20 protein-coding genes and 1 tRNA gene are annotated in these 22,291 nt (G+C 36.1%); 11 read left to right on the top strand and 10 right to left on the bottom strand.

Features of this window, described 5'->3' with window-relative positions:
* Positions 1-20: 20 nt before the first annotated feature.
* Positions 21-989 (top strand): sterol desaturase family protein, encoded by a 969-nt coding sequence (locus IV494_RS05710; protein ID WP_196079176.1) that lies wholly within the window; start codon positions 21-23, stop codon positions 987-989.
* 73 nt (positions 990-1,062) lie between these two features.
* Positions 1,063-1,761 (top strand): DedA family protein, encoded by a 699-nt coding sequence (locus tag IV494_RS05705; RefSeq protein WP_196079175.1) that lies wholly within the window; start codon positions 1,063-1,065, stop codon positions 1,759-1,761.
* A gap of 105 nt (positions 1,762-1,866) precedes the next feature.
* Here IV494_RS05705 and IV494_RS05700 read toward each other — a convergent pair whose 3' ends face one another.
* From IV494_RS05700 to proS, 6 genes are all read right to left on the bottom strand, one after another.
* Positions 1,867-2,730 carry an alpha/beta hydrolase gene (locus IV494_RS05700; protein ID WP_196079174.1) on the bottom strand — a complete coding sequence of 288 codons (864 nt, stop codon included), beginning with the start codon at positions 2,728-2,730 and terminating at the stop codon, positions 1,867-1,869.
* Positions 2,731-2,829: 99 nt separating this feature from the next.
* The gene (gene dnaJ, locus IV494_RS05695; protein ID WP_196079173.1) at positions 2,830-3,948 is read right to left on the bottom strand and encodes a molecular chaperone DnaJ; all 1,119 of its coding nucleotides are present in this window, start codon (positions 3,946-3,948) and stop codon (positions 2,830-2,832) included.
* Between the two features lie 69 nt (positions 3,949-4,017).
* Entirely contained in the window at positions 4,018-4,557 is a 540-nt protein-coding gene (locus IV494_RS05690) for a nucleotide exchange factor GrpE (protein ID WP_196079172.1), read from the bottom strand.
* A gap of 184 nt (positions 4,558-4,741) precedes the next feature.
* Positions 4,742-6,082: an Nramp family divalent metal transporter gene (locus IV494_RS05685; RefSeq protein ID WP_196079171.1), complete on the bottom strand. Its 1,341-nt coding sequence runs from the start codon at positions 6,080-6,082 to the stop codon at positions 4,742-4,744.
* Between the two features lie 114 nt (positions 6,083-6,196).
* Entirely contained in the window at positions 6,197-7,486 is a 1,290-nt protein-coding gene (locus IV494_RS05680) for an OmpA family protein (RefSeq protein WP_196079170.1), read from the bottom strand.
* A 123-nt stretch (positions 7,487-7,609) separates the two neighbouring features.
* Entirely contained in the window at positions 7,610-9,085 is a 1,476-nt protein-coding gene (gene proS / locus IV494_RS05675; RefSeq protein WP_196079169.1) for a proline--tRNA ligase, read from the bottom strand.
* 152 nt (positions 9,086-9,237) lie between these two features.
* On the opposite strand from proS, the gene IV494_RS05670 reads away from it, so the two are divergent.
* Together IV494_RS05670 and IV494_RS05665 are read left to right on the top strand one after the other, a co-directional pair.
* On the top strand, positions 9,238-10,254 hold the full coding sequence (locus IV494_RS05670) for a prolyl-tRNA synthetase (RefSeq protein ID WP_230379915.1): 1,017 nt from the start codon (positions 9,238-9,240) through the stop codon (positions 10,252-10,254).
* Between the two features lie 34 nt (positions 10,255-10,288).
* Positions 10,289-11,695, top strand: coding sequence for an OmpP1/FadL family transporter (locus IV494_RS05665; protein ID WP_196079168.1), 1,407 nt, complete (start codon positions 10,289-10,291; stop codon positions 11,693-11,695).
* Between the two features lie 171 nt (positions 11,696-11,866).
* Here IV494_RS05665 and IV494_RS05660 read toward each other — a convergent pair whose 3' ends face one another.
* Both IV494_RS05660 and IV494_RS05655 read right to left on the bottom strand, forming a co-directional pair.
* On the bottom strand, positions 11,867-12,559 hold the full coding sequence (locus IV494_RS05660) for a ZIP family metal transporter (RefSeq protein WP_196079167.1): 693 nt from the start codon (positions 12,557-12,559) through the stop codon (positions 11,867-11,869).
* 9 nt (positions 12,560-12,568) lie between these two features.
* A complete protein-coding gene (locus tag IV494_RS05655; protein WP_196079166.1) occupies positions 12,569-13,315 on the bottom strand; it encodes a class I SAM-dependent methyltransferase in 747 nt (248 codons plus the stop codon).
* A gap of 89 nt (positions 13,316-13,404) precedes the next feature.
* Here IV494_RS05655 and IV494_RS05650 point away from each other — a divergent pair, with 89 nt between their 5' ends.
* The 4 genes from IV494_RS05650 (at position 13,405) to prmA (ending at position 18,062) form a co-directional block, all read left to right on the top strand.
* Positions 13,405-14,580 (top strand): THUMP domain-containing class I SAM-dependent RNA methyltransferase, encoded by a 1,176-nt coding sequence (locus IV494_RS05650; RefSeq protein WP_196079165.1) that lies wholly within the window; start codon positions 13,405-13,407, stop codon positions 14,578-14,580.
* A gap of 103 nt (positions 14,581-14,683) precedes the next feature.
* The gene (locus IV494_RS05645; protein WP_196079164.1) at positions 14,684-15,685 is read left to right on the top strand and encodes a glycosyltransferase; all 1,002 of its coding nucleotides are present in this window, start codon (positions 14,684-14,686) and stop codon (positions 15,683-15,685) included.
* Between the two features lie 201 nt (positions 15,686-15,886).
* Positions 15,887-17,014, top strand: coding sequence for a lactonase family protein (locus IV494_RS05640; RefSeq protein WP_196079163.1), 1,128 nt, complete (start codon positions 15,887-15,889; stop codon positions 17,012-17,014).
* Between the two features lie 208 nt (positions 17,015-17,222).
* Complete coding sequence (gene prmA / locus IV494_RS05635) at positions 17,223-18,062, top strand: 50S ribosomal protein L11 methyltransferase (RefSeq protein ID WP_196079162.1); 840 nt, start codon at positions 17,223-17,225, stop codon at positions 18,060-18,062.
* Positions 18,063-18,076: 14 nt separating this feature from the next.
* On the opposite strand, the gene IV494_RS05630 is transcribed toward prmA, so the two are convergent.
* Positions 18,077-18,150: transfer RNA gene (locus IV494_RS05630), tRNA-Arg, on the bottom strand.
* A 44-nt stretch (positions 18,151-18,194) separates the two neighbouring features.
* On the opposite strand from IV494_RS05630, the gene IV494_RS05625 reads away from it, so the two are divergent.
* Genes IV494_RS05625 through IV494_RS05615 form a run of 3 tightly spaced genes read left to right on the top strand, consistent with a single transcriptional unit; the run spans position 18,195 to position 21,996 of the window.
* Positions 18,195-19,241: an ABC transporter substrate-binding protein gene (locus IV494_RS05625; RefSeq protein ID WP_196079161.1), complete on the top strand. Its 1,047-nt coding sequence runs from the start codon at positions 18,195-18,197 to the stop codon at positions 19,239-19,241.
* 55 nt (positions 19,242-19,296) lie between these two features.
* On the top strand, positions 19,297-19,941 hold the full coding sequence (gene mtgA / locus IV494_RS05620) for a monofunctional biosynthetic peptidoglycan transglycosylase (RefSeq protein WP_196079160.1): 645 nt from the start codon (positions 19,297-19,299) through the stop codon (positions 19,939-19,941).
* A gap of 18 nt (positions 19,942-19,959) precedes the next feature.
* Positions 19,960-21,996 carry a recombinase gene (locus IV494_RS05615; protein ID WP_196079159.1) on the top strand — a complete coding sequence of 679 codons (2,037 nt, stop codon included), beginning with the start codon at positions 19,960-19,962 and terminating at the stop codon, positions 21,994-21,996.
* Here the strand turns inward: IV494_RS05615 and IV494_RS05610 are convergent.
* The gene (locus tag IV494_RS05610; RefSeq protein WP_196079158.1) at positions 21,974-22,264 is read right to left on the bottom strand and encodes a hypothetical protein; all 291 of its coding nucleotides are present in this window, start codon (positions 22,262-22,264) and stop codon (positions 21,974-21,976) included. The two genes, IV494_RS05615 and IV494_RS05610, sit on opposite strands and share 23 nt — an antisense overlap.
* Positions 22,265-22,291: the final 27 nt, after the last annotated feature.

Below are 22,291 nucleotides of genomic sequence, written 5' to 3'. Positions count from 1 at the left end.
TTTAAAATAAAATCAAAATTTTGAAAGAAACAATCACTCAATTTTTCAATAACCATGGTTTGTTCAGTCCGTTGGATTTTACAGATCCGGTTACGTATTTTGTTCCCGGATTTATACTTTTGATTTTGGGCGAAACGTTTTTATATCAAATTCCTCAAAAATTATTGACGAAAAAACTGGTAAAAGATGAACTTTCCAGTGTAGGATTAGGTTTGGGCGCCGTGTTTTTGGATTTTGGGATGAAGGCCATTTCGCTTTCCTACTTTTTCTGGATTTACAATCACCTTCGATTAACCAATCTTTTTGGAATTGAGAATTTTTCGGAATTTTTCACTTTAAAATGGCAGCTCGACCATTGGTGGTTATGGCTTTTGGTTTTGATCGTTCAGGATTTTGGGTTTTACTGGCACCATCGGTTGAGCCATAAAATTCGGCTACTTTGGACGGGACATGTTAATCATCATTCTGCGACGCACCTTAGTTTTGCGATCGCTTTACGACAGGGTTGGTTCGAAATTATTTACCGCGATATTTGGTATATCCCCTTTATTTTGGTGGGTTTTCACCCGATCATGATTGCGATGATGCATCAAATTAATTTAATTTATCAGTTTTGGCCGCATACCAATGCGATTGGAAAACTCGGCTGGTTCGATAAAATTTTCAATTCACCGTCTAATCACCGCGTTCATCATTCCAGAAAAATTGAAGATCTGGATAAAAATTTTGCTGGAATTTTGATGATTTGGGATCATCTATTTGGAACTTACAAAGCTGAAAATAAAAAAGTTGAAGAGTACGGAATTCTGCATAACATTCAAACTCACAATGTTTTCCACATCGTTTTCGATGAATTGGGGAATTTGATAAAAGATGTGAAATCTGCGCCTAATTTTCGAGCGAAAATGAACTATATTTTCAGAGCTCCCGGTTGGAGTTACAACGGAAAAGACGAGCGAATTGCCACATTGCAGAAGAATTCGAATTAAAATAGTGTTAAATCGCCTTAAATAATTTTCATTACCGATTTTAATAAGGTATTTTTGTTTTTTTAGAAAATATATGGAAAACTTTGAAAGTTGGAAGGATCTGTTAAATCCTGAATTTTATATAAAAATGGGCGGGTTTTGGCTCATTTTATTTATCATCTTCGCGGAGACTGGTTTATTTGTAGGGTTTTTCTTACCTGGAGACAGTTTGCTTTTCGTTTCCGGAATTTATGCGGTAGAAATTATTAAAGAAACTTTCGGTTCTACGGGAAGTGGTTTTTTAGATACAACAATCTTAGCGACAGCAGTTTCGATTGCGGCGGTGATTGGAAATGAAATTGGATATTGGTTCGGTGTGAAAGCTGGTCCTGCACTTTACAAAAGAGAAGATTCATTTCTGTTCAAGAAGAAATACCTTTTTCAGGCACACGACTTTTTCGAGCAACACGGCGCACTGGCTGTGATTATGGCGAGATTTTTACCCGTTGTAAGAACTTTTACTCCAATCGTTGCGGGAATTGTAAAAATGGATAAAACCCGTTTTTTAATTGATAATGTGGTTGGCGCATTTTTGTGGTCGTTCTCCCTTATTTTTGCAGGCCATTATTTGGATGCTTTATTTCAAAATCAATTTAACATCGATTTAAAAGCCCATTTAGAAGTGATCATCATCATCATCGTATTGATCACAACTGTTCCGATTATTGCTAAATTTTTCTTTGGTAAAAAGAAAGAAGCGGTAGCTTCAAAAGAGGAAGATCGTCCGGAATAACTTCAATTCGTTGATCAAAATATACTACAGCATTTTTCGAAATGCTGTTTTTTTTTGATTTAATATTAAAGGTGTTCTTTCTGGATAAAGTTGTAGAGAATATGATCACTGATTATTTCCCTCTGTAATGAATGTCAAGATATTTGGAAAAATAAAGGATTCACGCTTTCTTTTTATAAATCTCGGTACGTGACCAGAATCCTTCATAATTACTAATTTATGAGGGATTTTTTTTGAAGTCAACACCGAATCCAAAGCTAAACCCTGATTCTTATTGACCAAAAAATCTTTATCTCCCTGAAAAATTAACGTTGGAATATTGGAGACATTTGCGATTGGACTTGCTTGTTTAAAAGCTTCTAAATTCGTGTCATATTTTTCCCCAACTACTTTTTGAAAAACTCCTTTTGTGCGTTTGTAATATTTGCTTTTCTGATATCGTTCAGAATAAAAATCGGTCGGACTGCTCATTGAAATCAATTTCTTGATCTCCTGAGGGTTTTGGTAGCCATAAAGGAGTGCTAAATGTCCGCCTGCACTTTCACCCAACAAAATGTAATTACTTGGTTTTAAATTCCAGCTTTCAGCCATTTCATTGCTTTTGGAAATGGCTTTTGAAATATCTTCAACCTGTTGATGATAACGAACTTCCTTTGACAATAAACGATAATCAATGTTGATGCTCGGAATATTGTTCTTAAATAAAAAATTCTGAATCATTTTCATATGTTCTTTATGACCGAATTTCCAACCACCACCGTGAACAATCATTACGACAGGAGTTTCAGCTGAATAATTGGCGGGAAGAAAAACATCCATTCGTTGTTGCAGATGATCGCCGTATTTGATATTATAGATTTTTTTGGAACCATTTTCTTCGATGGTTTTAAATTTTGTAGAACAGGAACTGACGATCATTCCCAAACTTCCGATGACCCAAAAATGATAATTTAAAATTAATTTCTTCATACCTCTATGGTTAGCAATTTAGTGCCAAAACATCCTATAAAATCTTTAATCATTATGCTTTAAATAAAAAAGAGACTTCGAAAAGTCTCTTTTTTTATATTAATTAAATAAGTCCCGAACCTTATCGAAAAAAGTTTTTTCTTTTCCGGAAGGTTCTGCCATCATTTCACCATTTTTAATTTGATTTTCGAAAAATTCTTTTTGATCGGGAGAAAGTCTTTGTGGCGTCCAAACATTGATATGAACGAACATATCGCCTTTTCCGTAACTGTCGATGCTCGGTAATCCTTTCCCTGAAAGTCTCAGGATTTTACCAGATTGTGTTCCGGGATCAACTTTAATTTTTACTTTTCCACCAACGGTAGGAATTTCTTTTTGCGTTCCTAAAGCTGCTTCCGCAAAAGAAACATACAATTCCTGATGAAGATTATCGCCTTCCCGTTTGATGGTCGTATCAATTTCTTCTTCTACAACAACCAGTAAATCTCCAGGATTTCCACCGAATGGAGCGTCGTTTCCTTTTCCGCGAACGCTGAGCTGAATTCCTTCTCTCGCTCCTGCCGGAATGTTTATAGTAACTTCTTCGTCTTCTTTAATTAAACCTTGTGCGTTTGCACCAGCTGGAATTTTATCGGCAATTTTACCAATTCCCTGACAAGTTGAACAATGCGCCTGAGTTTGCATTTGCCCGAACATGGTATTCATCACCTTGATCTGAACACCACTCCCATTACAGGTTGTACACGTTTTTGCAGTAGCTCCGGGAGCCAGTTTCATTTTCTTGACTTTAATGGTTTTCGTAGTTCCATTAACAATTTCTTCCAGATTCAATTTAATTCTCACCCGAAGGTTAGAACCACGCAATTGTTGTCTTTGAGAACCACCACCGCCGCCGCCGAAATGTCCGCCAAAAATATCTCCAAACTGGCTGAAAATATCGTCCATATTCATTCCGCCGCCGAAACCGCCACCACCATAACCTCCTGCAGCACCGCCCATTCCTGCATGACCATATTGATCATAACGAGCTTTTTTGTTACCGTCGCTCAAAACTTCATAAGCTTCAGCTGCTTCTTTGAATTTTTCTTCGGCTGCACTGTCTCCCGGATTTTTATCTGGGTGAAATTTGATCGCCATTTTTCGGTAGGCTTTTTTTATTTCCTCTGGTGAGGCAGATTTAGATATTTCTAAAACTTCGTAATAATCTCTTTTTGACATCTTCCTTTATAATTGATAAAAGATAAAAGATAATTAATGAGTCATCAATTATCTTTTATCATTAATATTTTATTGACCTGTAACCACTTTTGCGAAACGAATCACTTTATCGTTCAACATATATCCTGATTCGATAACATCTACGATTTTACCTTTCAATGCTTCGGTAGGTGCAGGAATCTGAGTAATAGCTTCGTGAAAATCAACATTAAAATCATCGCCGGCATTTACTTCCATTAATTTCAATCCTTTTTCTGTCAACTTATTTTTCAATTTTTGATAGATCAGTTCAACGCCTTGTAAATCGGCTTCATTTCCGTTTTTAGCAATTTCTTTTAAGGCTCTTTCGAAATCATCGAGAACACCCAACATTGAAATCATCATATCTTGATTGGCATACTGGAAAAACTCCATTTTTTCTTTGGAAGTTCTTTTTTTATAGTTTTCAAACTCCGCAAAAAGACGGATATACCGGTCTTTTTCCTCTGCCAAAAGTTCTTCCGGCGAAGGTGTTGCTGTCACGTTTTCTACCGTTTCATTTTCATTATTCTCAGTGAATTCTTCTGGCGAATTCATTTGATCGTCTTGCATATCTTGATTTTCGGACATAATTTTATATTTTTAATAATCATCAATTCGCAAAGATTTTGCCAAAGAGCATTTTAGGACAATTCGGCAGAAAATCTTCATTTATGAACATTAATGATAGGAAATTTTAGCAGAAAAACTCCATTATGGAAACTTCAAAGGAATTTTTAAATTTAAAAATTGCTACTATTTCCTTTGATGAGATTTAATGGGAAGGAAAAAATGTTTCAATGAGAAGGTAAAGGTTGAGAATAAGGATAATTCCGGCGATGATCCAAACTAATATTTTCATCCATAATTTATTTACGAATTCACCCATTTTCAATTTTGAACCAGTGAACATTACTAAAGGTATGACCGCAAAACTCAGTTGCATGGAGAGAATCACCTGACTTAAAACCAATAGATCGGTGGTGCCTTTTTCTCCATAGAGAATGGTCACAATCAAGGCTGGAATCACTGCGATCAAACGGGTAATTAATCGTCGCAACCAAGGTTTCAAACGGATATTCAGAAAACCTTCCATTACAATTTGTCCGGCTAAAGTTCCTGTTAAAGTTGAGTTTTGTCCGGAGGCGAGTAGTGCAACTGCGAAAAATATACTTGCGAAAGTAGTTCCTAAAAGAGGTGTCAACATTTTGTGAGCATCGTGAATATCTGCAACATCTTTATTTCCAGTGGTGTGAAAAGTAGCTGCTGCGACGATTAAGATGGCGGCATTGATAAAAAAGGCAAGGAACAGCGAAACACTGCTGTCGATCGTTGCAAATTTGATGGCTTCTTTTTTACCTGCAGGTGTTCGTTCGTAATTTCTGGTCTGAACGATACTACTGTGTAAATATAAATTATGGGGCATCACGGTCGCTCCCAAAATTCCGATGCCAATATAAAGCATTGTTGGATTGGTGATAATTTCTTTTTGAGGAACCATTCCCGCTAAAATAGGGAAAATATCGGGTTTGCTAAGAATGATCTCGTAAGCAAAACACCCGAAAATTACAACGATCAAACCCGCGACAATACTTTCAATCACGCGGAAACCTTTTGCCTGCAGAAATAATATTAGAAATACATCAACGATCGTAATTGCAACTCCCCACGTTAATGGAATGCCGAAGAGTAGATTTATGGCAATTGCAGATCCGATTACTTCTGCCAGATCACAGGCGGCGATGGCGATCTCACATAATATCCATAAAATAAAATTGGTGGTCGGATTGAAATGATCTTTACAAGCTTGCGCCAAATCCCGTTCTGCAACTATTCCTAATTTTAAAGATAAATGCTGTAGAACAATTGCAAAAAGATTTGAAATTAAAATAACAGAAAGTAAGGTGTAGCCAAATTGTGCACCACCTGCAATATCTGTTGCCCAGTTTCCCGGATCCATGTAACCGACAGCAACCATTAAACCCGGTCCTGCAAAAGCCATGAGTTTCCGCCAAAAACCTGCGTCTTTAGGGATGTTGATACTGGAGAAAACCTCAGGTAAAGAATTTGAAGATCTTTCTTTTCTCCAACCTTGCTTGAGGAGTTTTGAAGCCATAAATTGTTAAATGTTAGATTAGACTAACAAATTTAAATAAATAAATCTAATGCACAAAATTTAAGCAAAAAAAATCCCGACCGAAGTCAGGATTTACATTATATATTCTAAAGATTATTTTGCAAATCTTACTGCCATTTTTCTGTCAATAGCACGTTCATCGTTTGAAGCAGTAGGAGCAACAGTTGCGAATTTACTTCCGTAACCTTCAGCAGTCATTACCTGTGCACCAACTCCTTTTTCAGTTAACCATTTTTTGATATAATCAGCTCTGGCTTGAGATAACTTCACGTTAGCTGCTTCGTCGCCAACTTTATCAGTATAACCACCAACTTTGATTTTAGCTTCTGGATAGGCTTTTAAAATTGCTAATAAATTATCCATCTGTCCTGCAGAACCTGCTTCTAAATCAGTTGCAGATCCCATTTTAAAGTTTACTTTATCAAAAGTGTACCAAGTATCTTTCAAAGCAGCATCATCAGCAGCATTTTTGTATCCGCCAGATTTTAGGAAGGAAATCATTGAATCTTCCAGACCTCCTTTCATACCTTTTAATGATGTACCATTCAAATCGATGTTTTCATCAGTTTTGGTAGTTGTCATTGTAGCCGAATCTGCTGGAACTGCTACAGCCGCAGAATCTTTGTTCACCATTGTAGAGTCAGTAGTTGTTGCTGTTTCAGTTGCAGGCTTGTTACATTGTTTCCATAAGAACCATGCGGCAAGAGCAAGAAGTAATAACGGCAATAACCATTTCCAGATTGATCCTCCTTCAGTGGTATTGTCTGCTTTATCAACGTTTACGTGGGTATTTGTATTTCCACCTCTGTTGACCTCAATTTTAGGTTCATCGAAAGAAGTAACTTTTACTTTTTCTGCCTCGTGACCGCCAAACATATTTCCAACTCCCAAAGAAGCTAAAGATAATCCAGCAGGAAGCAATGATGAGACGATTCCTTTTTGATCATGTAACAAACTGGTTATTCCAGATGCCCCTAAATTATTATCTGCGGCGTATTTTCCAACAGAACCTAGAGTTGCTCCGGTAACCATGTTTAATAGTGAACTCGAAGTAGAATTGCTCACTCCGGAATAAGTAGATATTGCATTAACAATTCCACCAATTTTATCTCCAAAAATCGCAGTTAAAACTGTAGTAATTAAAGAGTTGTTTGTAGATCCTCCCAGTAAATTACCAAGCATACCGCTTGAAGAAGCACCTGTAATCGCATCGAGAACTCCAGGTTTGTCGGCATTATTTGCCATTCCACCAACAACAGCCGGAAGTAATCCGCTGATTGCTTTAGAAATTCCAGATTCACTTTCTCCGAACTGTGAAGCAGCTTGAGAAACCAATGCAGGACCTAATTGTCCTTTAATAAGATCAATGATGTTTAAAGCCATAATAGTTTATTTTTAAAGTTTAACGTTTCCTAAGATAAGCAAATATTAATCCATTTATTTAGAAAGATCTTAATTTTATATAAAAATTAACATTTAATAAGCAATATAATCATCATTTTATCATCAATACGATTTCGCGAAAATTACGCGTTGTGTTGAAGGTTTGCCTGTGAGCAATGAAACGCCTTCTTCCATTTTATTATCCAAAGGAATACATCTGATTGTGGCTTTTGTTTCATTTTTGATCTGCTCCTCTTCTTCGTCTGTCCCGTCCCAGTGCGCAGAAATAAAACCACCTTTTTCGTCCAACACTTTTTTGAACTCTTCGTACGAATTTACTTCGGTGATGTGCTCGTCACGATAGTTTAAAGCTTTCTTATAAATATCTTCCTGAATGGTTTTAAGAAGGTTTTCAATGTAAACCTCTATGTTTTCTAAAGGTTGCGTTTCTTTCGTCAGATTATCTCTTCTCGCGATTTCAACCGTTCGATTTTCCAGATCTCTGGCGCCAATCGCTATTCTGATAGGAACTCCTTTTAATTCATATTCCGCGAATTTCCAGCCTGGTTTATTTTCAGTTCTGTTATCATATTTGACAGATATTCCTTTCTCTTTCAATTTTCTTTGAATCTCAAAAGCAACTTCGCTCACTTGCTGCAATTGCTCTTCTCCTTTAAAGATAGGCACAATAACAACTTGTATCGGAGCCAAAGTCGGTGGTAGAATTAGTCCTAAATCATCAGAATGCGTCATGATCAAAGCACCGATTAACCGGGTAGAAGTTCCCCAGGAAGTTCCCCATGCGTGCTCGATTTTACCTTCTCTGTTGGTGAATTTTACGTCAAATGCTTTACCGAAATTTTGTCCTAAAAAGTGAGAAGTTCCGGCCTGAAGCGCTTTTCCGTCCTGCATCAAAGCTTCGATACAATAGGTTTCGTCGGCTCCGGCAAATCGTTCGGAAGCCGTTTTAATTCCTCTAATTACAGGAATCGCCATGAAATTTTCTGCAAAATTTGCATAAACATCGAGCATTGTTTCCGTTTCCACAATTGCTTCTTCTTTTGTTGCGTGCGCAGTATGACCTTCTTGCCATAGAAATTCGGCCGTTCTTAAAAATAAGCGGGTTCTCATTTCCCAGCGAACTACATTTGCCCACTGATTAATTAAGATCGGCAAATCACGGTAAGATTGAATCCAGTTTTTATAAGTATTCCAGATAATGGCTTCAGAAGTTGGGCGAACAATTAATTCTTCTTCCAATTTCGCTTCCGGATCTACGATGAGTTTTTTAGGATTATTAGGATCTGTTTTTAAACGGTAATGAGTTACAACGGCACATTCCTTTGCGAAACCTTCTGCATTTTTTTCCTCTGCTTCAAACAGACTTTTGGGAATAAAAATAGGGAAATAGGCATTTTCGTGCCCTGTTTCTTTGAATTTTTTATCCATTTCATCACGCATTTTTTCCCAAATCGCATAACCATAAGGTTTGATGATCATACAACCACGAACTCCGGAATTTTCTGCCAAATCTGCTTTAACTACCAGTTCATTATACCATTTGCTATAATCTTCTGCTCTCGAGGTCAATTTTGCCATTATAATATATTATTTTATCTATTGATTTAACTTAATGATGCGCTTTGAATCTAATCTAAAAAGCGTAGTTTTACTCAAAATTCATACTATTTAATTGGTATAGTTTTGGTATAAATTGCAAATATAAATTAAATTAAACTTTTCACCTTATCATGGAAAAAATTACTTATAAAAAATTAGTCAATTTGCTGAAATCCAAAGGAGTTTTGGCAGTTGCAGGTGGATTACTTTTGATGTCTTGTGGCTCCCAAATGGGTTACAGTGAGACCGACGGAGTATATTACGACCCAAGCAGAGATACTTTACCGGAAGGAACCGTGATGAACAGCGGGAATAGAGTAGGCGAATACTACGATTATCAGGCAAATGATAGTGCAAATAAATATCTAAATACCGATAACCGTAATGACAACTGGAAAGATAATCAGAGTACTGAATGGGGAAATTATAATGGTACAGACACTTATTATAGCGATTCTTCCTGGGGTTATCCTTATGGATTCTATTCCGGATTTGGTCTTGGGATGAGTTTCGGTTGGGGTTCATCTTTTGGATATGGCGGTATGTACGATCCATGGGGTTACAATCCTTGGTACGGTTACTATTCTCCTTACTATGGTTATTACAATAATTATTATGGTTATAACCCATATTACGGCTACAATCCTTACGGGAATTACGGGTACGGATATGGTAATTATAATAGTTACAACGGCGGTTTTATCAACAAGAGAAGTGGAAGCGATGGTTCCTTTAATAATTTGAGAAATTCTAACAGTGGAAGAATTATAAATTCTAACAATTCAGGTTTTAGAAATAATCCTTCAAATACATCGATTAGAAGTAATAATTCAGGAGGTTTCAGAAATGATGCTCCGAGATATAATACTCCAAGAATGAATGATGGCAATCAAAATAACCCAAGATTCAATCAACAAAACAATTCACAGCCGAGAATCAGAACAAATTCTCAACCCTACAATACACCGAGACAAAACAATTCACCAAGACAGGAAGCTCCAACTTACCAACAGCCAACAAGAAGCAATTCTAATGATGGTGGTGGTTTCAGATCAGGAAATTCAGGTGGTGGATTCAATGGTGGTAATAGTGGATCTTCAAATTCCGGTTCTACCAGATCTAGCGGAGGTGGTGGTTTCAGAAGATAATGTTTAAAAAATTTATTTTAATACTAATAAAAAAATGATCAAAAAATCCTTAACGGTTTTGAGTATATCTGTTGCCTATTTTGCAAGTGCTCAAGATGTTTCAACAATTAGAAATACAGTAGAAGTTTATTCAAATTCAGCGCTGAACGGATCGTCTAAATACAATGGTATGGCAGGTTCTATGGGAGCTTTAGGCGGAGATGTTTCGGTTCTTAATTCTAATCCTGCAGGTATCGCGGTAAGTATTGCGAGCGAAATTTCCGGAACTTTATTCATTGAAAATAATAAAAACACAACATCCTACGCCGGAAAAACTTTAAACTACAAAGTTAACAAGACGAATTTAGGAAATACAGGTGGGATCGCTGCTTTTCAGTTAGATTCATCGTCGCCCTGGAAATTTGTGAATGTTGCAGTTAATTATTCCAATCAATCATTAGAAGATTATTCTGAAACTGCCGGAAACAGCAATTTAATTTACGACATTAAAGATGGTGGAGGCGTTGTAATAGACAACCTTGCTTTCGCAGGACACGCTTACAACCGATACGGAAATCTTTCTAAAATGTCGATCGGAGTTGGTGGTAATTATGACAATAGAATTTATGTCGGCGCGGGATTAAATTTTCACAGTGCCGCGATCGATCAATACGATACTGCAGCGTTTACTGATAAAACGAATAGTACCGACGTTTATAATAAACAATACACTCCATTTTCTGAAACATCGAACGGTTTTTCTGCGACGCTTGGTATTATCGGTAAGATCAGTCACCAGTTTAGATTAGGTGCTGCGCTGGAATCCCCAACATGGTGGAGTATCGAAAGAATTTATAGCGAATATGGAAATGCTTCAACCGGAGATGGTACTTATAGAGAATCCCGCAATCTTTCTACGCCTTTGAAAGCAACCTTAAGTGCAGCATATGTGGCAAATAAAAATTTTGCGATCAATGTTGATTATTCATTAGGATTAACCAAAGCGAAATATAAAGTTGACGGACCTGCAGAAACCGAGTTGAATCAATTGATTTCAAATAACACCAAAAATCTTTCTGAAGTTAAAGTTGGTGCAGAATATAGGATCAGTGATTTCAGATTGAGAGGTGGTTATGCGTTTGCTTCGAGCCCTTTTGACACAGTGAAAATTAATTCAGTTCCAGATAATGGTGGTTCCGCAAACGTTGGTTACGACAATTTATTCGTCGGAAAAAGAAATACGATCGGTGCCGGAATTGGTTACGATTTCAAATCTTTTTATATAGATGCAGCTTATCAAAATGTAACTTCAGAATACAACAGTCCTTTTATTCAAGGGTCATTTGCAAAAAATACAGGTTATTTCTCTGATCAATATGTTGTGAATTCAGATGCTTCAATTGTATCCAATGTGAAAAATAAGAAAGATAATTTCTTTGTTACACTTGGTTGGAAATTCTAAATTTTAGAACGATCTTAATAAATAATTGAAGACTTCGAAGAAATTCGAAGTCTTCTTTTTTTAGGTAAAGATTTCAAGAACCTCTAAAAAGGTATAGCAAACTCTAACTACTGCGAACTTAAACAGGAATAGAGTCTATATTTAAATTAGTCTTTTGTGGTTTAAAAATTTTTAGTGCTGATGAAAAAGATGACCGGTCATCGCAAGCAAAATTCCCAAGGTTACATAACCGATTTTCTGCCAATCAACATTATGATTTTTGTTGCTTTCAAAAATAATAACGGATGAAATATGAAGGAAAATTCCACCCACCAAAGCAAGAAAGTAAACTTCTAAATCCGGATTAAAATATTTTCCTAACAGCAATCCAAACGGAGAAGCTAATGCGAAAATGGTAATAATTAGAAAAGAGGAAGCCGAAAACTTTTTATTTTTAACCAAAAAAGCACCGAGTATAAAGGAAATTGGAATGTTATGAACCAAAATTCCGGTCAGATATGGACTCAAAATTACCTTTTGATTTGCTAAAGGAATTCCTTCCAGAAAAGCATGAACAAAGAGTCCAACCATCAAAGCCAAAGGAAGAATGTTTTTACCTTCTGTATGATGATGAAAGTGACCGTGTTCAAATCCCTTCGTTAAATTTTCGAGTAACATCTGGAGCAAAACGCCGCCAATTACCCACAATCCGATATTATGATGTTCCCCTGAATAAACTTGAGGGAAAACTTCATTAAGGCAGATCGTAATTAAAAATCCCGCACTTACGACCAGAAGATTTTTAGCAAATTTCTCTCTTTCTCCGAAAAATTTCCCCAGAAAAACACCGATCAAAACGCTTAAAATTAATAGTAAAATAATCATTCTTGAAATTTAATATTGTTGCTTTTTCCGGAAGACACTGATGCATCGTGGTGAATGGTCCAGATCGAAATCTCCCAATTTATAATCTCCAAAGATTTTCACCCTTTCGAAGCCGAATTCCGCGCCATAATTTTCAATTTCTTCTAAAGTGTGAAGTTTCACTTTTTCAAAGTAATCATATTTTTGTCCCTTGTCCGTAAAACTGATATCTTTAATAATATGTTGGTCTTCAATTTTCTTTTTGATCAAAAAATCGATTCCTTCCTTTGTTTTCCGCGCTTCTTTAACTAAAGTTTTTTCTACCCATTTCGCATTAAGGAAATCTAGAACAAAATAACCTTCATCATTCAAACAATTTGAAATCGATTGAAAGACCTTTTGATCGTCTACTTCATTTTCAAAATAGCCAAAACTCGTAAAAAGATTGAAAACTGCGTCTGATTTTTCATTAAGAATTTCCGGGAAAATTTCTTTCCGCATATCATGAACTTTAAATTTTAAAGTTGAATTTTCGAATTTCTTATTGTTCAAAATACTCTCTTTCGACAGATCTAAACCCAAAACTTCATAGCCCAACTGATTTAAAAAAACAGAATGTCGTCCTTTTCCACATGCCAGATCAATAATTTTGGAGTCTTTCGGTAATGCTAAGTATTTGATTAGTAGAGATATAAAATTTTCAGCTTCTGCAAAATCCCTATCTTTATAAAGAATGTGATAATAAGGGGTATCAAACCAAGTTTCAAACCATGCCATTGTGCAAAAATAACTAAATTTGCCGAAATAACTGAGCAACATTTCCAGACCTTTCTCTTGAGCCAAAGGAAAATTGCCAATAACGAATTATGGATACAGAAAATTTAAAAATACAGATCAAAACTTTTTTCGGTCTCGAAGAAATTTTAGCAGAAGAAATTAGAAAATTGGGTGGCGCAAATGTCGAAGTTAAAAACCGCGCCGTAAATTGCGAAGGCGATCTTGGTTTTCTTTATAAAATAAATTATTCGGCCAGAACTGCGCTGAAGGTTCTCGTTCCGTTGCTTACTTTCAAAGCTTGGGATGAAAACCGTTTTTACGATAAACTGTTCGATTTTCAATGGGATGAGATCATGACGGTTGATCAAACTTTTGCGATTGACACTACGATCTATTCAGATCGATTTTCGCATTCGCAGTTCATGTCTCAAAAAATGAAAGATGCGATCGTTGACTTCTTCAAATTCAAATACAACAAAAGACCTAGCGTAGATACGCAACAACCTGAAATAAAATTACACCTGCACATCGACCGGGAATTGGTGACGATTTCTTTGGATTCTTCCGGAGATGCCTTATTCAAAAGAGGTTACCGAAAAGAACAGGGTGAAGCGCCGATCAATGAAGTTTTGGCTTCAGGAATGTTACAACTCGCAGGTTGGGACGGAAAAGGAAACTTTCTCGATCCAATGTGTGGTTCCGGAACATTATTGATCGAAGCTGCGATGATCGCAATGGATTTACCTGCTCAAACTTTCCGCAAAAGATTCGGATTTCAGAACTGGTTGAATTATGACGAAGAATTATTCAAGACCATCAAAGATGTTCGCCTGAACCGTGTTCGTGAATTCACCGGAAAAATTGTGGGTTACGACATTGATCCTAACATGTTGCATGCTTCCAGAATTAATATTGAAGCAGCCGAAATGGAAGATCTTATCGAAGTTAGAGAGCAGGATTTCTTTGAATCAAAGAAAGATCTTTTTCCATTATTAATGGTTTTCAATCCGCCTTATGACGAAAGAATTGTCATTAATGATGATGAGTTTTACGCGAAAATCGGCGATACTTTCAAGAAAAATTATCCCAATACTTTAGCATGGTTAATTTCCTCAGATCTTGATTCTATGAAAAGAATTGGTTTGCGACCTTCTAGAAAAATCAAACTCTTCAACGGAAAATTAGAATGCCGTTTTATGCAGTTCGAAATGTATGAAGGAACTAAGAAAATTCACAAATTAGAAGGCAGAGAAGGAGACAGTTAATAAATGTCAATTCAAATATCATTATTCAACTCCATTTTCTTTTTTGAACTTTTGAAAAATTTTTAGAAATAAAACATTTGTGCCTTTTGTGATTAAATAAACTATGCCGTCAATTTCAATCATCATCGCCATCTACAACCGAAAAGACGAACTTTTCGAACTCCTCAATTCCTTGTCGCATCAAACTGATAAAGATTTTGAGGTGATTATTGTCGATGATGGTTCGCTGATCAATTTACGACCGACTTCGGAATTGTTTCACGAAAGTTTGAAAATTGAATTTTTCCGAAAAGACAATTCCGGTCCCGGTTTGTCTCGAAATTACGGGGCAAAACGAGCCAAAAATGACTGGCTCGTTTTCGTAGATTCCGATGTGATCGTTGAAAAAGACTATATTCAAAACATTAAAAAAAATCTTGTAGAAATTGCATGCGACGCTTTTGGTGGCGCAGACAAAGCGCACAAAGGTTTTAATCTCATGCAAAAAGCCATTTCCTATTCCATGACTTCCGTTTTTACAACGGGAGGAATTCGTGGCAGTAAAAAAGCCGTTACGAAATTCCAACCGCGAAGTTTTAATATGGGCGTTCGAAAATCTGCCTTTGAAAAAGTGGGTGGTTTTTCCGAAATGCGCATCGGTGAAGATCCGGATCTCTCTATGAAACTCTGGGAAAACGGTTTCACAACAGCATTTTTCGATAATATTGGCGTTTATCATAAACGAAGAGTTGACTTCGGGAAATTCTCCAAACAGGTTTATCAGTTTGGTTGCGCGCGACCGATTCTCAACCAAAGACATCCGAAATACGTCAAGATTTCCTTCGCATTTCCCTCCTTTTTCCTCATCGGTTACATCCTCGGATTCATCGAATATTTCTTTTTCCGCCAAGGTTTGATTTTAGGATTTTATGGATTGTACACCTTTCTCATTTTTTTCCACGCTTTGTACCAAACTAAAAACATCAGCATCGCAGCAATGGCGATCATTTCAACGTATATTCAAATGTTCTCTTACGGTTACGGCTTCCTCAAATCCTGGATTTTACTCAATGTTTTCCGCCAAAAACCCGAAGACGCATTTCCTTCTCATTTTCATAAAAAGTAAGTAGGGCGCACAATTGAATTCGTAGAAAGGCTTTCTTAAATATTTTTTGGGGCGCACATTTCCGGCTTTCACTACTCGCTTTTTTTGCCCTCGCTCTTTCCCGCCCAAAAAAAAGAGCTCAAACAGGCCGTTCGATCCGGGGCGCGATTATATTATAAATCTAAAATTATTTATTTTTACCGAAAATTTTAAATCAACAAATTGAAAAAAATAATCGCTTTCTTAATTCTTATTTTCAGCTGTTTCAATTTATATTCTCAAAATACATACGTTTTTTTGGGTTCATTTAACCGAGACAAAAACACCGACGGAATTTATGTTTATCAACTGAATACCGACAACGGGAAACTCACCAAAGTGACCACCGTAAAAAACATTCTCAATCCCTCTTTTCTAAACATTTCTCCAAACGGAAAATATGTTTTTGCGTGCACCGAAAGCAAAACTAAAAATGCAGGAAGTGTTAGCAGTTTTGAATTTAATCCGGAGAATAAAACACTTAACTTCATCAACAGTCAGAAAAGTGGTGGTGAAAATCCGGTTTATCTAACGGTTCATAAAAATGGAAAATGGCTCATTAATGGGAATTATACAGAAGGCAGTATTTCCGTTTATCCACTTTCCGATAACGGAACGATCGATCCGATGGTGCAAAACTTTCAATTTGAAGAAGGAAGTATTAATAAAGATAGGCAAGACCGATCGCATATTCATTCGGCGGTTTTTTCACCGAACTTTGACTATTTATTTTTTCCGGATCTGGGCGCAGATAAGATCCGAACCTACAAATTTGATAGCGAGAAAACCGAACCTCTTGAAGCGGCAGAGATTCCATTTACTAAAACAACCTTAGGAAGCGGACCAAGACATTTTACATTTCATCCCAACGAAAAATTTTCCTATTGCATTGAAGAATTAACAGGAACCGTTGATGCCTACAAATACGAAGACGGAAAATTAGAAAGTATTCAAAGAATAAATACGCATTCCGACAAACAGAAAGACAAATTTGAAAGCTCAGATATTCATATTTCTCCTGATGGAAAATTTTTATATGCTTCAAATCGCGGTTCCGAAAATAACATCGCAATTTTTGAAATTCATGAGAATGGAACCTTAAAAAATATTGGTTATCAGTCAACTTTAGGGAAGCATCCACGAATATTTGCAATTGACGAATCTGGAAAATTTCTCATCGCAACCAATTCTGTAAGTGGCGATGTCGTCGTTTTTAAGATAAATTTTGAAACTGGTTTATTGAAAAAAGTAGGCAAAAAAGTAAAAATATTTGGAGTCTCTTCTGTGCAAATTAAAAAATATAATCAATAAAAATTTCTCCAGCAATTTCATCTCAAAAACTTCTTAAAGAAATGCATTAAACTAATGTTCACTTTTTTCTTTAATACAATTTCCAAAAAACTAATGTGACTTATGTGGTTAAAAAATTAAAAGTATAAAAATTCACCGCAAATCCTAAGTGACTTTGTGGTTAAAGATAATTCCACCCAAAAACCTTATTTTTGCACAAAAGATAAACATGAACAATTACTTGGAATTCAATTTTAAGATAGAGCCTTTACAACCCTGGAACGAAATATTGATGGCAGAACTCATCGAAATTGGTTTCGACAGTTTTACAGAGGAGAACGACGGAATTTTGGCTTATATTCAAACAGAATTATTCAAAGAAGAAGAACTGAAAGAAGTTCATTTGCTTCAGAATCCTGATATCAATATTTCTTACACTTTTCAGGAAATGCCTAATATCAACTGGAACGAAGAGTGGGAAAAAAACTTTTCTCCAATCAATATTGAAGATCAAGTATCTATTCGTGCAGAATTTCATCCCAATCAAAATTTGCCGCACGAAATTATTATTCAGCCAAAAATGTCTTTCGGAACCGGTCATCACGCGACAACTTATTTGATGATCCAGCAAATGCTCGACATGAATTTTGAAAATAAAACGGTTTTAGATATGGGTTGCGGAACTTCGGTTCTAGCCATCTTCGCCAAGCAACAAGGCGCCGGAAAAACCGTAGCAATTGATATCGACGAATGGTCTGTAGAAAACTCCATCGAAAATGCTTCTAGAAATAGCGTAGAACTTGAAATTTCTCAGGGAACTGCAGTGAATTTAGGGAGCGAAAATTTCGACATTATTTTAGCCAACATCAATAGAAATATTTTGATCTCCGATATTCCAACTTATGTTTCGGTACTAAATACTGGTGGACAACTTTTATTGTCTGGACTATGTTTCTTTGATGTTGATGATATTCTGGAAGTTTGCAGGGAACAAAAACTGACTTTGAAAAAGAAATTACAAAGGGAAGAATGGGTTTCTCTATTATTAGAAAAAGAAAAAACCCTGTAAAAACAGGGTTTTAGTGACCTCGACTGGATTCAAACCAGTAACCTCCTGAGCCGTAATCAGGTGCGCTATTCAGTTGCGCCACGAAGCCGTTTTTCGGTCTGCAAATATAACAATTTTTTATTCGTCTCAAAAATGAAAAACTACTTTTTATTAATTTTCCTCTTATTTCTCAATTTATCCTGCAAAAAAGAATTCAAAAATGTAGAAAACGATTGGCAAAAAATTTCCCAAAATGTTCTGCTTAAAACTGAAGGAGATTTTCTAAAATTGAAATCCGGTAAATTTAATTATGATCTACCGGCTTCGAAACTACCTTTCAAAAAAGTCATTTTACTCAATGCTAGTTTGGTTGGTTACTTTACTGAATTGGGTTCAGAAAATCAAATCATCGGGATTTCAAGTCCGGAGTACGTTTTTTCAAAAAAGATTCACCAATTATTAGAGGACGGAAAAATTCAAAATATAGGCAATGAACAGAAATATGATATCGAAAAAATTATCGCTTTAAAACCCGATGTCATCTTCACAAATTACATCGCAAGCTTCGATAACACCTACGATCTACTCAAAAAAAATGGTATTGAAATTATTTTTCTGGATGAATATTTAGAGCAAGACCCTTTAGAAAAATCGAAATATTTATTGGTTTTCGGGAAGTTTTTAGGAAAAGAAAAGGAGGCGATTTCAAAATTTGATGAAATTAAAAACTCCTACGATTCTTTAAAAACTTTAGCACAAAAATCAAAAGTAAAACCTGTTGTTTTAGCCAATGAAATGTACGGAAATCAATGGTTTTTGCCTGGCGGAAAATCTAATTTAGCGCGGTTTATCTCAGATTCGAATGGAAATTACATCAATGCATCTAATACAGATTTTAAAGCAGTTCCAATGAGTTTCGAAGAAGTTTACGCCAAATCGCAGAAAGCGGAGTACTGGATCAATGTCGGAAACCATCAAACCAAAAAAGAATTGCTGCAGATCAATCCCAATTACACCAAAATGAATGTTTTCAACACCGGAAAATTATATACGTTGAGCGGAAAGGAAGTCGGAAAATCTAATGATTACTTCGAAAGCGGCGTGGTTCGTGCTGATCTGGTATTGAAAGATTATATCAAAATATTTCATCCCGAATTATTCCCGAATTATAATTTAACTTACATGAAAGAATTGAAGTAAATTATATTTCTATTTTTGCACCGATAAATATTGATTACTCACAGACTCATTAACTATGTGGAAGAAAATTAAAAAACTTATTTTTATTATTATTTTAGCAAATATTCTCTTTATTTTTTGGGGGAAATTCTTCAATCCACCGATCACTTTAACGCAGATCGGCGGTTTAATTGAATACGGAAAACTAGACAGAGATTACATTTCTTATGATGAAATGGGTTCTAACGTGAAAAGGGCCGTCATCGCGTCTGAAGATCAAGCCTTTTATGACCACAACGGTTTCGATTATAAAGCCATTCAAAAAGCCATGGCTCACAATGAACAGGGAAAAAAATTGCGTGGCGGAAGTACAATTTCGCAGCAAACCGCAAAAAATATTTTTCTTTGGCAGGGTAGAAGTTACATCAGGAAAGGTTTTGAGGCGGTTTACACCTTCATTATCGAGCTGGTTTGGGGGAAAGACGTTATTCTGGAAAGGTATTTAAATTCCATCGAGATGGGGCGTGGCGTTTTTGGCGTTGAAGCTGCCTCTCAATATTACTTCCATAAAAAGTCGAAGGATCTTACGAAAAGTGAAGCTGCCTGGATCGCCGCGATCTTGCCCAGTCCCGCGAAATACGATCCGAAAAATCCATCTGCCTATCTCAACAAGAAACACAACTGGATTATGAGACAAATGAATAATGTGACTTTGAAATAATTTATCTTTATCGCGATTATGCCAATTTACAGTAGAAATAAAATCAATTTTAGAACTTTGCTCCAGCAATATTTCAGTTTCCGAAACGAGACGAAATCATTGGAGCCTCTTTCTGAATTAGTTCGAAATCTTCGGGAAATTAATTTTGAGGAGATCTTAAGTTTTCTGCGTGCTAATCACGATATCACCAAAAATTTCGGTTATTATATTAAAAATGTTTTTAAGGATAAACCTTTTAATTTATCCCTGACCGAGGCCAATATTTTATCTGAAAACGCTTTCTTTCCGGAGTTTAAGAAACGACTTCTGAATAAAATTTTACCTCCTGTTGAAAACGAGAATACCGTTTGGTTTTTAGTTGACAGTGTGTCGGTAAGACCTTTGCGCGATCTTCAATACTTTAGGGATCTGCATGAAGAGCAGTTAACAGAATTTTTTAAATTACTGGAAATTGATGATTTCATTACCCATCCAAATGTGAAAATGGAACTTCTGTTTTCGATGAATATTTTGGCGTGGCGTGTCATCGGAAATGCGATGGATGTTGAGGTGGTCAACATGGCGCCCGAATACAGAAAGTTTGACAATCCTTTTGTAGCGCTTCAGAATGAACTCGATATTCTGAATGAAAATTACAAAAAGAATCCTGATTTTGAGCTTTTTTCCAAAGACGAGCATTACAAGCAGATCAAAGTTTATTTGCAACAGGGCCTCGATTTTGTCAATCTGGCTTTCAAAAATGCTTCGAAATATGGGATTTCCGGTAAAATTAACCAGTCACTTATCAAAATAAGACAGCAACTTGACCGAATGGGTGAAATTCTGTCGGTGATGGTTGTTGACGACGAAGAAGAGACTGTATCGAAGTCCAAACAATTGTTTTTCAATATATTAAGGTATAAATCACACAAGACGAATCTGCGCGATCTGGTTGCAGACAGCACCACTTTGATGTCTCATCTTATTACGAATCACACTGCGGAAACCGGTACTCATTACATTACTTCAAACCGTAGAGATTATCTCAAAATGTTTTTGAAAGCGAGTGGTGGTGGTATTATCGTAGGTTGTTTGGTTGTATTGAAATTATTTTTTGGTTCTCTTTCCGGAAGCGATTTTTCTCACGCCATATTGTATTCTTTTAACTACGCTATGGGTTTCATCATGATTTATTTGATGAATTTTACTTTAGCTACAAAACAGCCTGCAATGACTGCTGCGACGATGGCAAAAGTGCTTTCTGAAGGAGAAAATACGCAGAAGAACTATGTTGATTTTGCGCATTTGGTTTCCAAACTTTTTCGGACACAATTTATCGCATTTATGGGGAATGTACTGCTTTCTTTCCCCGTCGCTTTAATATTAATTTATGGTTTAGATGTTCTTTTCCAGCAAAATTTTGCGGCTGAAAAAGCAACCAAATTATTACTGGATCACGATCCTTTCCATTCAAAAGCGATTTTTCATTCATGTATCGCGGGATTTTTTCTTTTTATTTCCGGTATTATTTCAGGGAATGTTGCGAACAGTTCTGTATTCTACCATATTCCTAAAAGAATTGCGAAGAATCCATCCCTCAACTATTTTCTTGGGGAGAAAAGAGCAAAAAGTATTTCAGAATATTATGCGCGAAACTGGCCGGGAATTATGTCAAATTTATGGTTTGGAGTTTTCCTCGGAATAACCGGTCCCATCGGCTTATTTTTAGGTTTAGATCTGGATATTCGTCACATTACTTTTGCCGCCGGAAATGTTGCTTTAGGATTTTACGGAAAAGGTTTTGATGTGGATTCTTATACCATTTTCTTAACCATAACCACCGTTTTCATCATTGGGTTTTTTAATTTCGCTGTGAGTTTCGGATTGTCGATGATTTTGGCATTTCGCTCCCGAAAAGTAAATTTTGGAGAAGTGAGAGAAATCTATCGGGAAATTTTCAGATATTTTATGAGAAATCCACTGCGCTTTTTCTTACCCATAAAATCCGAAAAATTAGACATTCGTTCGCAGGAGATGGTTGATAATACGGTATCTACAAAATCTGGAGATCAGTAAAATCAGCTTCCGGAAACTGTTCATTAAATTTATTCAGAAAAAAAGTTTTCCGCATCCTGAAGTCGTTCTTCAGTAAAGGAGATTTTATTCTTATTTCTAAAATTTTCTTGTTGAGATTCACAGATTCTATTTCACTGAAAAGGGCATCGTTCAGATATTCATTCAGGAAATCTTTGACCTCAAAAGCCAGCAATTTATCTTCAAAGCCATACAATCTCGCGAAAGATTTCACGAGTTCAGAAGATTGGTATTCTCTCTTTTTTTTCATTTTAGAGTTACGAGGTTTGAGTTTCGA

Origin of the sequence: Kaistella gelatinilytica, assembly GCF_015679325.1 — a bacterium.
GTDB lineage: Bacteria > Bacteroidota > Bacteroidia > Flavobacteriales > Weeksellaceae > Kaistella > Kaistella gelatinilytica.
This window is presented reverse-complemented; position numbering and strand designations above follow the sequence as displayed.

Excerpts from the sequence above, each read along its gene's own strand:
- IV494_RS05705 (WP_196079175.1), top strand. The coding sequence starts at position 1,063 with ATGGAAAACTTTGAAAGTTGGAAGGATCTGTTAAATCCTGAATTTTAT.
- IV494_RS05700 (WP_196079174.1), bottom strand. The coding sequence starts at position 2,730 with ATGAAGAAATTAATTTTAAATTATCATTTTTGGGTCATCGGAAGTTTG.
- dnaJ (WP_196079173.1), bottom strand. The coding sequence starts at position 3,948 with ATGTCAAAAAGAGATTATTACGAAGTTTTAGAAATATCTAAATCTGCC.
- IV494_RS05690 (WP_196079172.1), bottom strand. The coding sequence starts at position 4,557 with ATGTCCGAAAATCAAGATATGCAAGACGATCAAATGAATTCGCCAGAA.
- IV494_RS05685 (WP_196079171.1), bottom strand. The coding sequence starts at position 6,082 with ATGGCTTCAAAACTCCTCAAGCAAGGTTGGAGAAAAGAAAGATCTTCA.
- IV494_RS05680 (WP_196079170.1), bottom strand. The coding sequence starts at position 7,486 with ATGGCTTTAAACATCATTGATCTTATTAAAGGACAATTAGGTCCTGCA.
- proS (WP_196079169.1), bottom strand. The coding sequence starts at position 9,085 with ATGGCAAAATTGACCTCGAGAGCAGAAGATTATAGCAAATGGTATAAT.
- IV494_RS05670 (WP_230379915.1), top strand. The coding sequence starts at position 9,238 with ATGGAAAAAATTACTTATAAAAAATTAGTCAATTTGCTGAAATCCAAA.
- IV494_RS05665 (WP_196079168.1), top strand. The coding sequence starts at position 10,289 with ATGATCAAAAAATCCTTAACGGTTTTGAGTATATCTGTTGCCTATTTT.
- IV494_RS05660 (WP_196079167.1), bottom strand. The coding sequence starts at position 12,559 with ATGATTATTTTACTATTAATTTTAAGCGTTTTGATCGGTGTTTTTCTG.
- IV494_RS05655 (WP_196079166.1), bottom strand. The coding sequence starts at position 13,315 with ATGGCATGGTTTGAAACTTGGTTTGATACCCCTTATTATCACATTCTT.
- IV494_RS05650 (WP_196079165.1), top strand. The coding sequence starts at position 13,405 with ATGGATACAGAAAATTTAAAAATACAGATCAAAACTTTTTTCGGTCTC.
- IV494_RS05645 (WP_196079164.1), top strand. The coding sequence starts at position 14,684 with ATGCCGTCAATTTCAATCATCATCGCCATCTACAACCGAAAAGACGAA.
- prmA (WP_196079162.1), top strand. The coding sequence starts at position 17,223 with ATGAACAATTACTTGGAATTCAATTTTAAGATAGAGCCTTTACAACCC.
- IV494_RS05625 (WP_196079161.1), top strand. The coding sequence starts at position 18,195 with ATGAAAAACTACTTTTTATTAATTTTCCTCTTATTTCTCAATTTATCC.
- mtgA (WP_196079160.1), top strand. The coding sequence starts at position 19,297 with ATGTGGAAGAAAATTAAAAAACTTATTTTTATTATTATTTTAGCAAAT.
- IV494_RS05615 (WP_196079159.1), top strand. The coding sequence starts at position 19,960 with ATGCCAATTTACAGTAGAAATAAAATCAATTTTAGAACTTTGCTCCAG.
- IV494_RS05610 (WP_196079158.1), bottom strand. The coding sequence starts at position 22,264 with ATGAAAAAAAAGAGAGAATACCAATCTTCTGAACTCGTGAAATCTTTC.